This is a genomic window from Rhizobium sp. Root1212 (genome assembly GCF_001424985.1).
GTDB lineage: Bacteria > Pseudomonadota > Alphaproteobacteria > Rhizobiales > Rhizobiaceae > Pararhizobium.
The window spans coordinates 262,792-279,411 of the sequence record NZ_LMDA01000023.1; the positions used below are offsets into that span (position 1 = coordinate 262,792).

A 16,620-nucleotide genomic window follows, 5' to 3' on the forward strand; every position below is an offset into this window, starting at 1 on the left:
TTCGATGAACCCTAATTTTCGAAATTTTGCCCTCTGGGCAATCATTGCCTTGTTGCTGATCGCGCTGTTCAGCATGTTTCAGCAACCGGCCGAACGCACCGGGTCGCGAGAAATTCCCTTTTCTCAATTTCTGAAGGAAGTTGACGGCAGCCGCGTCAAGGAAGTCGTGATCACCGGCAACAAGGTGATCGGCTCCTATGCCGAGAGCGGCGCGACCTTCCAGACCTATGCGCCCGCGATCGATACGACGCTGACCGAGCGCCTCGAAGCCAAGAACGTCACCGTGACCGTGCGCCCGGAAAGCGACGGATCTTCCGGCTTCCTGAGCTATATCGGCACGCTGCTGCCGATGCTGCTGATCCTCGGCGTCTGGCTGTTCTTCATGCGGCAGATGCAGGGCGGCTCGCGCGGTGCGATGGGCTTTGGCAAGTCCAAGGCGAAGCTGCTCACCGAAGCGCATGGTCGCGTGACGTTTGACGATGTTGCCGGCGTCGACGAAGCCAAGCAGGACCTGGAAGAAATCGTAGAATTCCTGCGCGACCCGCAGAAATTCCAGCGCCTCGGCGGTCGCATTCCGCGCGGCGTGCTGCTCGTCGGCCCTCCCGGCACCGGTAAGACGCTGCTTGCGCGCTCCGTTGCCGGCGAAGCCAATGTGCCGTTCTTCACCATTTCCGGTTCGGACTTCGTCGAAATGTTCGTCGGCGTCGGCGCAAGCCGTGTCCGTGATATGTTCGAGCAGGCCAAGAAGAACGCGCCCTGCATCATCTTCATCGACGAAATCGACGCCGTCGGCCGTCATCGTGGCGCCGGTCTCGGCGGCGGCAATGATGAGCGCGAACAGACACTGAACCAGCTGCTGGTCGAGATGGACGGCTTCGAGGCCAATGAAGGCATCATTCTGATCGCCGCGACCAACCGCCCGGACGTTCTCGACCCGGCGCTCTTGCGTCCCGGCCGCTTCGACCGTCAGGTCGTCGTGCCGAACCCGGATATCAACGGCCGCGAGCGCATTCTCAAGGTGCATATCCGCAACGTGCCGCTGGCGCCGAATGTCGATCTGAAGGTTCTGGCTCGCGGTACGCCCGGTTTCTCCGGTGCCGACCTGATGAACCTCGTCAACGAAGCTGCGCTTATGGCCGCGCGCCGCAACAAGCGCGTCGTGACCATGCTTGAATTCGAAGATGCCAAAGACAAGATCATGATGGGTGCGGAGCGCCGCTCCTCCGCCATGACCGAAGCCGAAAAGAAGCTCACCGCCTATCACGAAGCCGGCCATGCGATCCTGGCGCTCAACGTCCCGGCCGCCGACCCGCTGCACAAGGCGACGATCATTCCGCGCGGCCGCGCGCTCGGCATGGTCATGCAGCTCCCCGAAGGCGACCGCTATTCGATGAGCTATAAGTGGATGGTCTCGCGCCTCGCCATCATGATGGGCGGCCGCGTTGCCGAAGAGATCACCTTTGGCAAGGAGAACATCACCTCGGGCGCATCCTCGGATATCGAGCAGGCCACCAAGCTTGCCCGCGCCATGGTCACGCAATGGGGCTTCTCCGACCAGCTCGGTCAGGTCGCTTATGGCGAAAACCAGCAGGAGGTCTTCCTCGGCCATTCCGTTTCCCAGAGCAAGAACGTATCGGAAGCGACGGCCCAGAAGATCGACAACGAAGTGCGCCGCCTGATCGACGAAGCCTATCAGGAAGCACGCCGCATCATCACCGAGAAGCACTCCGAGTTCGTAGCTTTGGCCGAAGGCCTGCTCGAATACGAAACGCTGACCGGCGAGGAGATCAAGGCGCTGATTCGCGGCGAAAAGCCGGCTCGCGATCTCGGCGACGATACGCCGCCGCATCGCGGTTCGGCCGTGCCGTCCGCCGGCAAGAAGGACGTCGGCAACAAGGGTGATGAAGCCGAAGGTGGTTTCGAGCCCCAGCCGCAATAAACCCTGCGCGTGAAAACAAACAAAAAGCCGCTCCTTTCCGGGGCGGCTTTTTGTTTGCGGGTAGGTCAGCCGTAGAAGGTAACGGGCTGTAATGATTTCTGATGTTACGATGGACTGCCGCTTCCGCGAAAACTGTGGCAAGAGAGCGTAATCAGCGATCGCGCACGAAGCATATCGATCGCGCGAAAATCAAATGTGGAGTGTCGCCATGCGTCCTGCGCAACGCGCAACCACGAAGAGGAAGAAAGAGGCTCTTCCGGTCCCGAGCGCCATTGTGCCCGCCGCGACCGTTGCCCCTTCGACGAACGGAGTTCTTATGAAGCGCAAGTATTTCGGTACGGATGGTATTCGCGGCCAGTCCAACCTGTTTCCAATGACGCCGGATCTCGCCATGCGCGTCGGCATCGCCGTCGGTACGATCTTCCGCCGCGGCGCCCATCGCCACCGGGTGGTCATCGGCAAGGATACGCGGCTGTCCGGCTATATGCTGGAAAACGCCATGGTCGCCGGCTTCACCGCCGCCGGCGTCGATGCCTTCGTTCTCGGCCCGATCCCGACACCGGCCGTCGCCATGCTGACGCGCTCACTGCGCGCCGATATCGGCGTGATGATCTCCGCCTCGCACAATCCCTTCCAGGATAACGGCATCAAACTCTTCGGCCCGGATGGCTACAAGCTCTCCGACGATATCGAAGCGCAGATCGAAGACCTGCTGGATCAGGATCTGTCCGGCCAGCTTGCCAAGTCCACCGATATCGGCCGCGCCAAGCGCATCGACGGCGTCCATGACCGCTACATCGAGCATGCCAAGCGCACCCTGCCGCGGGATGTGACGCTCAAGGGCTTGCGCGTAGCGATCGATTGCGCCAACGGCGCCGCCTATCGGGTTGCACCGGCTGCCTTGTGGGAACTCGGTGCCGATGTCGTCACCCTCGGCACCGAGCCGAACGGCATGAACATCAATCTCGAATGCGGCTCGACCCATCCCGAGGCCCTTTCGAAGAAGGTCCATGAAGTGCGCGCCGATATCGGCATCGCGCTGGATGGCGATGCCGATCGTGTGCTGATCGTCGACGAACGCGGCACGATCATCGACGGCGACCAACTGATGGCCGTGATCGCCGACAGCTGGGCGACGGACGGCCAACTGGTCGGCAACGGCATTGTTGCGACCGTCATGTCCAATCTCGGGCTGGAACGGCACCTCCAGACGAAGGGGCTGGAATTGCACCGCACCAAGGTCGGCGACCGTTACGTCGTCGAGCGCATGCGCGAGGGCGGCTTCAACCTCGGCGGCGAGCAGTCCGGCCATATCGTTCTGTCGGATTTCGGCACGACCGGCGACGGCCTCGTCGCCGCCTTGCAGATTCTCGCCTGCGTCAAGCGGCACGGCAAGCCGGTGAGCGAGGTCTGCAACCGCTTCGAACCGGTGCCGCAAGTTTTGAAGAACGTCCGAGTTGCCGCAGGAAAACCGCTGGAAGAGCCGGCGGTGCGTCAGGCGATTGCCGACGCGGAAGCCGATCTTGCCAAAAACGGCCGCCTGCTGATCCGGCCCTCCGGCACTGAGCCGCTGATCCGCGTGATGGCCGAAGGCGATGACCACGCTCAGGTCGAGCGCATCGTCGATGAACTGGTTTCCGTCATCGCCAGCGTTCGCAGCGCCGCCTGATATCGTTCAAATCAAGTTTCAAACAAGAAAACACCGGCTCGAAAGGCCGGTGTTTTTGCGTGTGGCTGCAGTTCATCCGTTCAATCGTTACTGAACATAGTAAATTTCTATACTTAATCCAATGTTAACCGACGTCTGAGAATATCGGCTCAACGACTGCAGCATGCAGTGTCATACTTTGAGAAAACTCGGAGACGTCGATGCAAAAATATCTGATTGCCCTTGCGGCGGCTATGCTCGCAAGTTCGGCCGCTTCGGCGGCAGATCTGCTCTATGAGGAACCGGCACCGGTCGTCGTGCCGATGGGCGGCTGGTATTTGCGCGGCGATCTCGGCATGAGCAACCAGCGCCTGGGCAGCCTCGATCATCCGCTCTTCGACGATGTCGAAATCCATGAAATGGTCGATGAGGGCGGCTTCGGCAGCGCGCCGACGGCAGCCATCGGTATCGGTTATCAGTTCAATGACTGGCTGCGTGCGGACGGTATCGTCCAGTATCGCGGCAAGGCCGAATTCACCGGCGCCGACCGTTACGGCCATAACGAAGCCGGCGGCGTCGTCTGGGATGGCACCAACGACTACACCGGTGAAAAGTCCGAATGGCTTTTGATGGCAAACGCTTACGTTGATATCGGCGAATGGTATGGCATCACGCCTTATGTCGGCGCCGGTATCGGTGCGTCGCGCAACACGATCTCGCACTTCCGCGACGTCAACACGCCGACCTCCGGTCTGGCCTATGCCGGCAGCGACAGCAACTGGGATCTGGCCTGGGCGCTGCATGCCGGCGTCGCCTACAAGGCGACCGACCGCCTGACGCTCGATTTCGGCTATAGCTATCTCGATCTCGGCGATGGCAAGACGGACAAGATTCATGCCTATGACGGCTCTGTCACCAATGCGCCGATGAAGTTCGAAAACATCACCTCGCACGACTTCAAGATGGGCCTGCGCTACTCGCTGCAATAGGGTTCGATCGTAAAGCTTGAAAAAGGGTCGCCATCGGCGGCCCTTTTTGCATTTACGGGCTGCCCGCATCCCTTAAGGCTTCGCAAAGAAGCATGGTTAACCGCTGCTTAACCGCTGTTTGCAATAGTTAACACTCGTAAACGGCGGCGCGGTGCGATTCGCGCTCTCAGGTGACCAAGGATGCGGACGATGAACTGGCGGCACACTCTTCTGGCGACATGCGCCCCGGCAGTCTTGGTCATGACGCTTTTGCCCCCTGTGGCGCTTGCCGCAGACGATCTGCTCGATGCCCCGGAAGTGACGATCTCGGCCGCGCGGACGCCGACAAGCGGCTTCTACCTGCGCGGCGATATCGGCTATGCGCCCTGGGCGAGCGAAGGCGATCCGTCGCTTGATGTCTCGACGCCGGCGCCGGCGGGTCTTGCCGGCGGTGATTTCGACGACGCGCGGTTCGGCAAGCCTTTCTCCGGCGGCCTCGGCATCGGTTATCAGTTCAACGACATGTTGCGCGCCGATTTGACGGCGGATTATTTCGAGGATGATTTAGATGGCAGGGGACTTTCGTCGGCTCCCTGCGCCGGCGATGCGGCCGGCACGCGTTGCGGCCTGAATACGAAGGCGGACTACAGTGCTCTCGGCCTGATGGCCAATGCCTATGTCGATCTCGGCACGCTCGCCGGTTTCACGCCCTATATCGGCGCCGGCGTCGGCGCGACGCAGCTGAAATGGGGCGACGTTTCCGTGAGCGGCGCCTGCGCCGATGGCGCCTGTACCGGCGGTCCCGCGACGACGTATTCCTATGACGGCGAGACGAGCTGGCGCTTCACCTATGCGCTGATGGCCGGCATCTCTTACGATGTCAGCGACCGGCTGAAGCTCGATCTCGGCTATCGCTATTCGGATATTGCCGGCGGCGATCTCTTCCGGGCATCGGATGCCAGGGGCAAAGACGACGGTCTCGGCCGCCACGAATTCCGCGCCGGCCTGCGTTTGTCGTTCTGGTAGGCCGGCTATCACCGGAACGCCAAAAATCTTCTTCACTGCGACACAAATTTCTTGACTTCCAGAGCCGCTATCAATATTCACGGCGGCGGGACACTCCTCCCCAACGAGGAGCTATCTATCTGGAAGGATAGCACATGGCGAAGACCGCAAAGCCGGACGTACGTCCGAACAATACCCATTTCTCTTCTGGCCCCTGCTCGAAGCGCCCCGGTTGGACGCTCGATGCCCTCTCCGACGCGCCGCTTGGCCGTTCGCACCGTGCGAAAGTCGGAAAGACGAAGCTGCAGCAGGCCATCGATCTTACCCGCGAAATTCTGGACGTGCCGGCGGATTACCGCATCGGCATCGTGCCCGCCTCCGATACCGGCGCCGTCGAAATGGCGCTCTGGTCGCTGCTCGGTGAGCGCGGCGTCGATATGCTGGCCTGGGAAAGCTTTGGCGCCGGCTGGGTCACCGATGTCGTCAAGCAGCTGAAGCTCAAGGACGTCCGCCGCATTGAAGCCGGCTACGGCGAATTGCCGGACCTCACCACCGTCGATTTCGACCGCGACGTCGTCTTCACCTGGAACGGCACCACTTCCGGCGTGCGTGTTCCGAATGCCGACTTCATCCCGGCTGATCGCAAGGGTCTGACGATCTGCGACGCCACCTCGGCCGCTTTCGCCCAGAACCTCGATTTCGCCAAGCTCGATGTTGTCACCTTCTCCTGGCAGAAGGTTCTCGGCGGCGAGGGCGCCCATGGCGTCATCATCCTTTCGCCGCGTGCCGTTGAGCGTCTGCTGACCTACACGCCGGCCTGGCCGCTGCCGAAAATCTTCCGCCTGACTTCGGGCGGCAAGCTCTCCGAAGGTATCTTCAAGGGCGAAACCATCAACACGCCGTCCATGCTCTGCGTCGAGGACTATATCGATGCGCTGCTGTGGGCGCAGAAGATCGGCGGCCTCAAGGCGTTGATGGCGCGGGCCGATGCCAATACCAAGGTCATCACCGATTTCATCGCCGCCAATGACTGGATCGCCAATCTGGCCGTGAAGCCGGAAACGGCCTCCAACACCTCCGTCTGCCTCAAGATTGTCGACAAGGACGTCGAGGCGCTGGATGCCGACGGTCAGGCCGCCTTTGCCAAGGGCGTCGTCACGCTCCTCGAGAAGGAAGGCGTCGCTTACGACATCGGCGCCTATCGCGATGCTCCCTCGGGCCTGCGCATCTGGGCCGGCGCGACCATCGAAACCGCGGACATGGAAAAGCTTATGCCGTGGCTCTCCTGGGCTTTCGAGACCCAGAAGGCAACGCTTTCCCAGGCTGCGGCCTGACGTAAAAGGCTTCGCCGAAAAGGCGGAGCCTCCCATTCCCCATATCCATCGCTGAACCGTTTTTGAAGGAAGCCCATCATGGCACCTCGCGTTCTCGTATCCGACGAACTGTCGGAAACCGCCGTCCAGATCTTTCGCGATCGCGGCGTCGAAGTCGATTTCCAGCCGCAACTCGGCAAGGACAAGGACAAGCTCGCCGAAATCATCGGCAATTACGATGGCCTCGCCATCCGCTCCGCCACCAAGGCGACGGAAAAGCTGATCGCGGCCGCGACCAACCTGAAGGTCATTGGCCGTGCCGGCATCGGCGTCGACAATGTCGATATCCCGGCCGCCTCGCGCCGCGGTATCATCGTCATGAACACACCCTTCGGCAATTCGATCACCACGGCCGAGCACGCCATCGCGCTGATGTTCGCCGTTGCCCGCCAGCTGCCAGCCGCCGACGTCTCCACGCAGGCCGGCAAGTGGGAAAAGTCGAAATTCATGGGCGTCGAAATCACCGGCAAGACGCTCGGCGTCATCGGCGCCGGCAATATCGGCGGCATCGTCTGCAAGAAGGCGATCGGTATCGGCATGCACGTGCTTGCTTATGATCCCTTCCTGTCGGCCGAGCGCGCCCAGGAAATGGGCGTCACCAAGGTCGAGCTGGACGAACTCCTGGCCAAGGCCGATTTCATCACCCTGCACGTTCCGATGACCGACAAGACGCGCGGCATTCTCGGCCGGGAAAACCTCGCCAAGACCAAGCCCGGCGTGCGTATCATCAACTGCGCCCGCGGCGGTCTGGTTGACGAGCAGGCGCTGGCCGATGCCATCAAGTCCGGCCATGTCGCCGGTGCGGGCTTCGACGTCTTTGAAGTAGAGCCCGCCAAGGAAAGCCCGCTTTTCGGCTTGCCTAATGTTGTCTGCACGCCGCATCTCGGCGCCTCGACTACGGAAGCCCAGGAAAACGTCGCGCTGCAGGTTGCCGAGCAGATGTCGGATTACCTCGTCAAGGGGGCGGTCTCCAACGCCATCAATATGCCGTCGATCACGGCGGAGGAAGCGCCGATCCTGAAGCCGTTCATCCGGCTCGCGGACGTGCTCGGTGCCTTCGTCGGCCAGGTCACGGAAAGCGCGATCAAGGAAATCGAAATCCTCTATGACGGCTCGACCGCCGGCATGAACACCAAGGCGTTGACGAGTGCGGCGCTTGCCGGCCTGATCCGCAGCCAGGTGGCAGACGTCAACATGGTTTCGGCGCCGGTGATGATCAAGGAGAAGGGCGTCATCCTCTCCGAGGTCAAGCGCGACAAATCGGGCGTGTTCGATGGCTACATCAAGCTCACTGTCACGACCGCGAACCAGACCCGCTCGATCGCCGGTACGGTGTTCTCGGATGGCAAGCCGCGCTTCATCCAGATCAAGGACATCAACCTGGATGCCGATGTCGGCAGCCACATGATCTACATCACCAACACCGACGTTCCCGGCATGATCGGCTTCATCGGCACGACACTCGGCAATGCCGGCGTCAACATCGCCAACTTCCAGCTCGGCCGCAAGGATGCGGGTTCGGATGCGATCGCGCTGCTTTATGTCGATGGTCCGGTGACCGAAGAGGTGCTGGACAAGCTGCGGGCCAACGAAGCGATCCGTCAGGCGAAGTTGCTGAGCTTCAACGTCGACTGAAACACACCGTCAGATCCTCCCAAGACTGACTTTCCATGGCGCGTCGATTTTCATCGGCGCGCCATATCCGTTCAGGGACTTTACGATGCAGGCAAAATTCCGATGGCGGCAGGCGACGCCGGCCGATCTTGACGCCGTTATGGCGATCCAGGCCGTCGCCCATGCCGATTTTCCGGAAGAGGAGGCGGTGCTCGCCGAGCGCATGCGGCTTTGCCCGCAGGGTTGCTTCGTGCTGGTGCGTGGCGAGGCGGTAGACGGTTACATGCTCAGCCACCCCTGGACGCGCCGCCGCCCGCCGCCGCTCAACCGGCCGCTAAACTCTATCCCCGACGATGCCGATTGCTGGTATCTGCATGATCTGGCGCTTCTGCCGCAAACGCGGGGCTCCGGGGCCGGGGCGGCGATCGTTTCGCAGTTGGCGCTCTTGGCGCACGCTGAAGGGTTTGCTGTCCTGGCGCTGGTTTCGGTTGGCGGCTCGCGGCCGTTCTGGCGCAAGCAGCATTTCGCCGCCGTGAGTGATCCGGTGCTGCAGGAGAAGCTCGCCAGCTATGGCGATGGAGCCACCTATATGGAGCGGCTTCTTGCGGCGGCCTGACGGTCGGTTTCCCCTTCTCCACCGTTGGGGTAGAAGAGGAAACTGCGGTGGCCATGGTTGATTCCCAGAGCCTTTACTGCGTCTGCGCCTCCTCAAGCTGCTTCGGGCGTCCCCGTTCCGCAACCGCGATGCCACCCAGTACCAGCGCCATGGCGACGATGTGGAAGGTTTCGAGCCGTTCTCCGATCAGCAGGATCGAAAGCAGCATGCCGAAGATCGGGATGGTATTGATGAACAGACCGGCGCGATTGGGGCCGATCAGTTCCACGCCGCGTACGTAAAGAATCTGCGAGACCAGCGACGGCAGAATGCCGGCATAGGCGACAATGGCCCAGCCCTCCATATCGGGCATGATGAGGTTTCCGGCGGATATCTCCCAGACAAGCAGCGGCAGGCTGCTGACGAGCGCGCCGAAGGCGGAAAGCGCGATCAGGCTCTTCCAGTGGATCGCAGGTTTCCAGCGCAGCGCGACCGTATAGCCGGCATAAAGCAGGGCCGCGATCATCATCAGCCCGTCGCCACGGTTGAGTTCGAGCGAAAGCAATGTGATGGGGTTGCCGTGCGACGCCGTCAGCGCGATGCCGACGAGGGTCAGCGTGAAGCCGACGATCTGTGCGGCCGAAACCGCCGTGCGAAACAGCACGAAATTCATCAGGAAGATGACCATGGGAATGCCGGCCTGTTCGATGACGGCATTGATGGCGCTGGTATATTGCAGGGCGGAATAGAGAAAGGCATTGAAGCCGGTGAAGCCGATGGTGCCGTAGCCGAGCAAAAGCAGCCAGTTCTTGCGGATGAGAGGCATGTCGCGCTTGACCTGCGGTGCCGCAAAGATCAGGAGCACTAGGCAGGCGATGACCCAGCGCGTGGTGGTCAGCATCATCGGGCTGACATGGCCGACGGCCATTTTTCCGGCCACCGAATTGCCGCCCCAGATTGCAGTGGTGATACAGAGAATGATGTAGGCCTGCAGGTTCATCGGGGCATTTCCTCGGGCAGGAAGGGGCAGACGGATGGGGATATCGGACGCACCGGACCCGTGATATAGGCTAAACGCTGTGATTGTCATGCAAAAAGCCCGATTCAGGCGGCTACAGGGTCGATTTCCAAAAAACAAACCAGTATAGATGCGCGGGTTTGAAGGTGGCGCGCCCGGAAGCTTTTGACGGCATGTGCCAAAAAACGGGAAAACTGAGATGACGAATGTAGTCGTGGTCGGATCGCAATGGGGCGACGAGGGCAAGGGCAAGATTGTCGACTGGCTGTCTGAGCGCGCGGATATCGTCGTGCGCTTCCAGGGCGGTCATAACGCCGGCCATACGCTTGTCATCGATGGCGTCAGCTACAAGCTTTCGCTTTTGCCCTCCGGCGTCGTGCGCCCTGGCAAGCTCGCCGTGATCGGCAACGGCGTCGTCATCGATCCGCATGCGCTGATCGCGGAAATCGAAAAGCTCGGCAAGCAGGGCGTCACCATTACCCCGGACAACCTACGTGTCGCCGACAATGCGACGCTGATCCTGTCGCTGCACCGCGAACTGGACGGCATTCGCGAGGATGCGGCGTCCAATAGCGGCACCAAGATCGGCACCACTCGTCGCGGCATCGGTCCGGCCTATGAAGACAAGGTCGGCCGCCGCGCCATCCGCGTCATGGATCTCGCCGACCTCAGCACGCTGCCGGCCAAGGTCGATCGGCTGCTGACCCATCACAATGCGCTGCGCCGCGGCCTTGGCGAAGCCGAAGTCAGCCATGAGGCGATCATGCAGGAGCTGTCCTCGATCGCCGATCGCGTGCTGCCGTTCATGGATACGGTGTGGCTGCTGCTCGACCGCGAGCGCCGCAAGGGCGCGCGCATCCTGTTCGAAGGCGCGCAGGGTACGCTGCTCGATATCGACCACGGCACCTATCCCTTCGTCACCTCGTCGAACACGGTCGCCGGCCAGGCTGCCGCCGGTTCCGGCATGGGGCCGGGCGCGCTCGGCTACATCCTCGGCATCACCAAGGCTTACACGACCCGCGTCGGCGAAGGCCCGTTCCCGACCGAGCTGCACGACGAGATCGGCCAGTTCCTCGGCGAGAAGGGCCATGAGTTCGGCACGGTCACGGGCCGCAAGCGTCGTTGCGGCTGGTTCGATGCGGCGCTGGTGCGCCAGTCGGTCGCCACCAACGGCATCACCGGCATTGCGCTCACCAAGCTCGACGTGCTCGACGGTCTCGACGAATTGAAGATCTGCATCGGCTATACGCTGGATGGTGTCGAGATCGATCATCTGCCGGCAAGCCAGGCACAGCAGGCCCAGGCCAAGCCGGTATATGTGACGCTGGAAGGCTGGAAGGAATCGACGGTCGGTGCCCGCAGCTGGGCCGACCTACCGGCCCAGGCGATCAAATATGTGCGCCAGGTGGAAGAGCTGATCGGCGCCCCCGTCGCCCTTCTTTCGACCAGCCCCGAGCGCGACGACACCATACTTGTGACGGACCCGTTTGAAGATTAATCTTCGCGGCCTGATCTGGAAAAACAAGAGCCTGGCTCTCGAGGGGCCGGGCACCCTGAAGGGTATGAGAAAGTTCTGATGGCGGATTTTGTTGCTGTTATTCGAAGGACCGTCGATGGTCTCTCGGACAATGTTCCCGAAATGCGGTCGAAGGTCTACGAAAAGGCCCGCGGCGCCGTTCGCCGTCAACTGGAGAATATGAAGCCTCGTCCTTCGGACGAGTTGATCGATCGGCAGATGCAGAAGCTCGAGGCCGCTATCAGCGAAGTCGAGAGCGACTATGCGGAAGCGTTGCCCTCCCTCGACGATGTGGCCGAGGAGCCCACGGCTCACGACGCAGCGCCGGTCGAAGAGGCGCAACAGCCCGCCGCGGAAGAGCCGGCCCCGGAAGAACATGCCCTTGAAGAGCGTGTCGCCGAGCCCGAACCGGCTGTCGAAGAGCCGGCCGAACAGGTTGCCGAAGCCGAGCCGGAACACGACGAGCCTGAACCGGCCCAGGAGCTGGTCTCCCAGCAGCCGGACGATGAACAGCCGCAGCAGAGCGAGCCGGAGGCCGTTGCCGAAGAGCGTGAGCCTGTTGAGGAAGTGCTCGAACAGCCTGAAGAGCCGGTGGCCGAGCCTGAGGCCTCCGACGAGCATCGCGAGGAACAGAGCTTCGAGTCGCGGCCCATCTATGCCGAAGAAGCCCCGGACGTCGAAAGCCCTGTCGATGAACAGCCGGTAGAAGACGAACAGGCCGCCGAGGTCGTGGACGCCTGGGAAGAGCAGGCTGCCGAGGTTGCACCGGCCGAGCCCGCCGAAGAGCCGGAGGAAGAGAAACCGGCCGCCGGATCGGAATGGGAGCTGCCGGAATGGCACGATCCCGCTCCGGCAAAGGCAAGCGCCACGCCGGAACCCGTATGGACCGAAAGCGTCGATATCGATGCGGATGGCAAGGTCATAGATCTGGCCGCCTATATGCCGCCGGAAACCCCGTCCAACGATGACGGTGCCAAGGTTTCGGTCGAACCCTCCCATTCCTGGGAGTGGGACGAAAGCGATCCCTTCCAGCAACCGACGACGCCGGCTGCCGCCGAGAGCAGCGAGCCCGCGATTTCCGACTGGTCCTGGCCGGTCGAAAAGCCCGCGAGCGTTGAAACCGCGACGCCCGCGGTCCCGGCAGCCCATTGGGACGACATCGATCGTCTGCTCGATAGGAATGAAACGGCGGACGACGGCGAACCTCCCCGCGCAACCGTGCCCGATCCGGAGGAAATGGCCGCTCCGGCGCGTCCCATTTCCTACCGTGTCGAGCCGAAACGTTCGCGCTCCGGCCTGAAGCTTGCTGGGATCGGTGTGATTCTGCTCGCCCTGCTCGGCGGCGGTGGCTATGGCTATTGGCTGAAACGTGACGACCTGAATGCCTGGGTCTCCAAGACCATCGCGTCCGTCACGGCATCCGCCCCGAAGACGTCCACGACGGAAACCAGCCAGCCGGCCGCCGAAACGCCGTCCACGACGCCGGCAACGACCGAGCAATCGCAAGGCGAGGCTGCCGGCAACACCAAGTTCACCCAGCGCCTGCAGGCGGACGGCACCGAAACCGATCCCGGCCCGGCGCAGCCCGCGACCGGCGAAGTGGCCCAGGCGGAAGGAAAATCCGTCGCGGCCCAGACGGAAGCCGGCACCGCGCAGGCCACGACGCAGACGCCCGTCACCAGCACCGATCAGGCCGCCGGCACGACGACCCCGCCGGCCACCAACACCACGACGCCGGCCGCCCAGAACAACGTCCAGGTTCCAGAGGGCGCACAGAAGATGTTCCTCTACGAGGAGCGTCTCGGCCAGTCGGCGCCGACGGCGATCGAGGGTTCCGTCGCCTGGTCGCTGAAGGAAGAATCGCCCGGAGACGGCGCACCGCCGGAGCCGGCCGTGCAGGCGCAGATCAGTGTTCCCGAGCGGGGCCTGACGGCGCTGATGACGCTGAAGCGCAACACCGATCCGTCTCTGCCGGCCAGCCATGTGGTCGAATTCGTCTTCTCGCTGCCCGAGAATTTCGAAGGCGGCGCCATCGAAAACGTCCAGCGCGTTTCGATGAAGCGCACCGAGCAGGATCGCGGCGATCCGCTGATCGCGGTTCCCGCCAAGATCACCGACGATTTCCATATGATCGCGCTCAACGACTACCCGGAAGCGGTCGCGACCAACACCGAGCTTCTGCGCAGCCGCAGCTGGATCGATATCCCGATTACCTACCGCAACGGCCGCCGCGCGCTGCTGACGCTGGAAAAGGGGCCGGCCGGCACGGAAGCCTTTACAAAGGCGCTGCAGGCCTGGAGCCTGGCAAAGCCGAATACGAGCCAGTAAAACCATTTGCGGCAGACAAAAGAAAACCCGGCTGGAGCGATCCAGCCGGGTTTTTTCATGTCTTGCTGCGGCGCTTTTTATGCGTCTTCGATGACGCGCAGCTGCTGGGCGCGCTCGCGGGCGGCCTTCTGCACGGCGTCCTGCACCTTTTCGAACGCGCGGACCTCGATCTGGCGCACGCGCTCGCGGCTGATGTCGAACTCGGTCGACAGGTCTTCGAGCGTGACCGGATCTTCCGTCAGGCGGCGGGCCTCGAAGATGCGGCGCTCACGATCGTTCAGAACGTTCATGGCGCTGGCCAGCAGCGCGCGGCGGTTTTCAAGTTCGTCCTGCTCGATCAGCATGTCTTCCTGGCTGTCGTGGTCGTCGACGAGCCAATCCTGCCACTGGCCGCTTTCGCCTTCGCTCGCCTTGATCGGCGCGTTCAGCGATGCGTCACCCGAGAGGCGCTGGTTCATCGATATGACTTCGGCTTCCGAGACATTGAGGGTCGTGGCGATCTGCTTGACCTGTTCGGGCTTCAGGTCGCCCTCGTCGAGCGCCTGGATTTTGCCCTTCAGGCGGCGCAGGTTGAAGAACAGCCGCTTCTGGTTGGCGGTCGTACCCATCTTCACCAGCGACCACGAGCGCAGGATATATTCCTGGATCGAGGCCTTGATCCACCACATGGCATAGGTTGCCAGGCGGAAGCCGCGTTCCGGGTCGAATTTCTTCACGGCCTGCATCAGGCCGACGTTCCCCTCGGAAACGACTTCACCGATCGGCAGGCCATAGCCGCGATAGCCCATCGCGATCTTGGCGACGAGACGCAGATGGCTGGTCACGAGCTTGTGGGCTGCCTTGCGGTCGTCATGCTCCTGATAGCGCTTGGCGAGCATGTACTCTTCCTGCGGCTCGAGCATGGGAAACTTGCGTATTTCGTCGAGGTATTTGTTGAGGCCGCCTTCGGCGGTAATTGACGGCAACGTATTGCGGGCCATGAGTGCACCCCCCTTTCGCTTTCCGGCCTCCTTACTGGCAGGCCAGGCATGTGGGTCTATCCGACCCCACGATGCCTAGATAAGTACGGCGAAAACGTGATTCAAGATGCCGGTATCACGACCATGTGATACCAGCGCGCTGTGTGCGGGCTATGGGTTGCAGCCTCTAGATCGTGCCCTGATGGCAATTATCAAGGGCTCCGCCGCAAAATTTGCGCCCGGTCCGGCCCAGGCGAACCTGGGCCGGAGGCAGGCCAGGGTCAATGGATCGGGGAGCGATCCGCCTCTTCTTCCTCGCCCATGACATCCCGGCTGCTCGTATTGAGGCGCACTCGGTTGCCGTCGATGCTTTCGACGGCAACGAGCGGAATGAAGTGGTGATGGCCTTCGTGGCCGGGGCCGCTATCCTTTTTGATCAGCTTGATGCGATCGCCTTCTACGCGATCGACTGTGCCGACATGGATGCCGTCGGCGCTGATGACTTCGGCGTGTTCTCTGATCTCGGTGCTATCGACCATCGGCTTTCTCCTTTTTTCTCCCCTTCCAACGTCCGTCTGGGCAAAAGGATGCGTCAGGCCCGAAAAATCCTGTCAGCGAGCGCCGGCCTTGAGCGCCTGAACCAGTTCCTCCATGTCCTGTGGCAGGGGGGATTCGAAGTGCATGGTTTCACCGGTCGTGGGGTGTTCGAAGGCCAGCATGAAGGCATGCAGCGCCTGCCGCGGGAAGCGGTTGACGACGGCCTTTGCCGTGTCCGGCAGGAGATTGGCCTTGGTGCGGAAGGCCGCGCCATAATCAGGATCGCCGATCAGCGGATGGCCGATATGGGCCATATGCACGCGGATCTGGTGAGTGCGGCCGGTTTCGAGATGGCATTCGACCATCGAGGCAAGCGCGGTAGCATCCGGCTTTTCCAGATAGCGTTCGACGACCTCGTAATGGGTGATCGCCTCGCGGGCGTCTTCGGCATCCTCGTGCTTGACGGCACGCTTCACCCGGTCGCCGGCGCGGCCGAGCGGCGCGTCGATCGTGCCCTTCAGCGTGCGCGGGCGGCCCCAGACGACGGCGTAATAGGCGCGTTCCAGCGGGCCGGTACGGCCGTGATCGGCAAACTGGTCGGAGAGATGGCGATGGGCGATATCGTTCTTGGCGACGACCATGACGCCGCTGGTATCCTTGTCGAGCCGGTGGACTATGCCCGGCCGCTTGACGCCGCCAATGCCGGAAAGGCTCGCGCCGCAATGGTAGATCAGGGCATTGACCAGCGTGCCGTGCCAGTTGCCGGCGCCGGGATGGACGACGAGGCCGGCGGGCTTGACGAGTACGATAAGGTCGTTGTCCTCGTAGAGCACGTCGAGCGGGATGTTCTCGCCCTTCGGCTGCGGGTCTTCCGGCTCCGGCAGGTTGAGTTCGATGACGTCGCCGGGGCGCACCTTCTTGTTCGGCTCGATGACGGCCGTGCCGTTGACGACGACCTCGCCCTGTTCGATCAGCGCCTTGATGCGGCTGCGGGAAAATTCGCCGGCCATGGCCTCCGTCAGGTAGGCATCGATGCGGCCACCGGCATCTTCGCCGGCTGTCAGGACTTTCCTATTGGCCGTTGCTTGTTTAAAGGGGTCGTTCATCGTTTCTCAAATCC

13 protein-coding genes are annotated in these 16,620 nt (G+C 62.2%); 9 read left to right on the top strand and 4 right to left on the bottom strand.

The genetic code is table 11. The features are described from left to right. The first annotated feature begins 4 nt into the window (after nucleotides 1–4). The 7 genes from ftsH to ASC86_RS19345 all read left to right on the top strand — a co-directional run bounded on the left by ftsH (nucleotide 5) and on the right by ASC86_RS19345 (nucleotide 9,163). The gene (gene ftsH / locus ASC86_RS19315; RefSeq protein WP_056324912.1) at nucleotides 5–1,939 is read left to right on the top strand and encodes an ATP-dependent zinc metalloprotease FtsH; all 1,935 of its coding nucleotides are present in this window, start codon (nucleotides 5–7) and stop codon (nucleotides 1,937–1,939) included. A 316-nt stretch (nucleotides 1,940–2,255) separates the two neighbouring features. Then, the gene (gene glmM / locus ASC86_RS19320) at nucleotides 2,256–3,608 is read left to right on the top strand and encodes a phosphoglucosamine mutase (protein WP_056324914.1); all 1,353 of its coding nucleotides are present in this window, start codon (nucleotides 2,256–2,258) and stop codon (nucleotides 3,606–3,608) included. Between the two features lie 200 nt (nucleotides 3,609–3,808). Continuing rightward, nucleotides 3,809–4,576: an outer membrane beta-barrel protein gene (locus tag ASC86_RS19325; protein WP_056324917.1), complete on the top strand. Its 768-nt coding sequence runs from the start codon at nucleotides 3,809–3,811 to the stop codon at nucleotides 4,574–4,576. A gap of 240 nt (nucleotides 4,577–4,816) precedes the next feature. Further along, the gene (locus tag ASC86_RS19330; RefSeq protein ID WP_244477647.1) at nucleotides 4,817–5,581 is read left to right on the top strand and encodes an outer membrane protein; all 765 of its coding nucleotides are present in this window, start codon (nucleotides 4,817–4,819) and stop codon (nucleotides 5,579–5,581) included. 134 nt (nucleotides 5,582–5,715) lie between these two features. Beyond that, complete coding sequence (locus ASC86_RS19335) at nucleotides 5,716–6,894, top strand: phosphoserine transaminase (protein WP_056324921.1); 1,179 nt, start codon at nucleotides 5,716–5,718, stop codon at nucleotides 6,892–6,894. A 78-nt stretch (nucleotides 6,895–6,972) separates the two neighbouring features. Further along, nucleotides 6,973–8,568 (top strand): phosphoglycerate dehydrogenase, encoded by a 1,596-nt coding sequence (gene serA / locus ASC86_RS19340; protein ID WP_056324925.1) that lies wholly within the window; start codon nucleotides 6,973–6,975, stop codon nucleotides 8,566–8,568. Between the two features lie 85 nt (nucleotides 8,569–8,653). Then, nucleotides 8,654–9,163, top strand: a complete 510-nt coding sequence (locus tag ASC86_RS19345) for a GNAT family N-acetyltransferase (protein ID WP_056324928.1) — start codon at nucleotides 8,654–8,656, stop codon at nucleotides 9,161–9,163. A 73-nt stretch (nucleotides 9,164–9,236) separates the two neighbouring features. Here ASC86_RS19345 and ASC86_RS19350 read toward each other — a convergent pair whose 3' ends face one another. After that, entirely contained in the window at nucleotides 9,237–10,142 is a 906-nt protein-coding gene (locus tag ASC86_RS19350) for a DMT family transporter (RefSeq protein ID WP_056324930.1), read from the bottom strand. Between the two features lie 217 nt (nucleotides 10,143–10,359). Here ASC86_RS19350 and ASC86_RS19355 point away from each other — a divergent pair, with 217 nt between their 5' ends. Both ASC86_RS19355 and ASC86_RS19360 read left to right on the top strand, forming a co-directional pair. Further along, entirely contained in the window at nucleotides 10,360–11,658 is a 1,299-nt protein-coding gene (locus ASC86_RS19355) for an adenylosuccinate synthase (RefSeq protein ID WP_056324933.1), read from the top strand. Between the two features lie 78 nt (nucleotides 11,659–11,736). Continuing rightward, nucleotides 11,737–14,004, top strand: a complete 2,268-nt coding sequence (locus tag ASC86_RS19360; protein WP_056324936.1) for a hypothetical protein — start codon at nucleotides 11,737–11,739, stop codon at nucleotides 14,002–14,004. A 77-nt stretch (nucleotides 14,005–14,081) separates the two neighbouring features. Here the strand turns inward: ASC86_RS19360 and rpoH are convergent, their stop codons facing one another. From rpoH to ASC86_RS19375, 3 genes are all read right to left on the bottom strand, one after another. After that, entirely contained in the window at nucleotides 14,082–14,984 is a 903-nt protein-coding gene (gene rpoH / locus ASC86_RS19365; protein ID WP_056324939.1) for an RNA polymerase sigma factor RpoH, read from the bottom strand. 260 nt (nucleotides 14,985–15,244) lie between these two features. Beyond that, nucleotides 15,245–15,502, bottom strand: a complete 258-nt coding sequence (locus tag ASC86_RS19370; protein ID WP_056324943.1) for a DUF2171 domain-containing protein — start codon at nucleotides 15,500–15,502, stop codon at nucleotides 15,245–15,247. Between the two features lie 72 nt (nucleotides 15,503–15,574). Then, nucleotides 15,575–16,606, bottom strand: coding sequence for an RluA family pseudouridine synthase (locus ASC86_RS19375; protein ID WP_056324945.1), 1,032 nt, complete (start codon nucleotides 16,604–16,606; stop codon nucleotides 15,575–15,577). Nucleotides 16,607–16,620 lie beyond the last annotated feature (14 nt).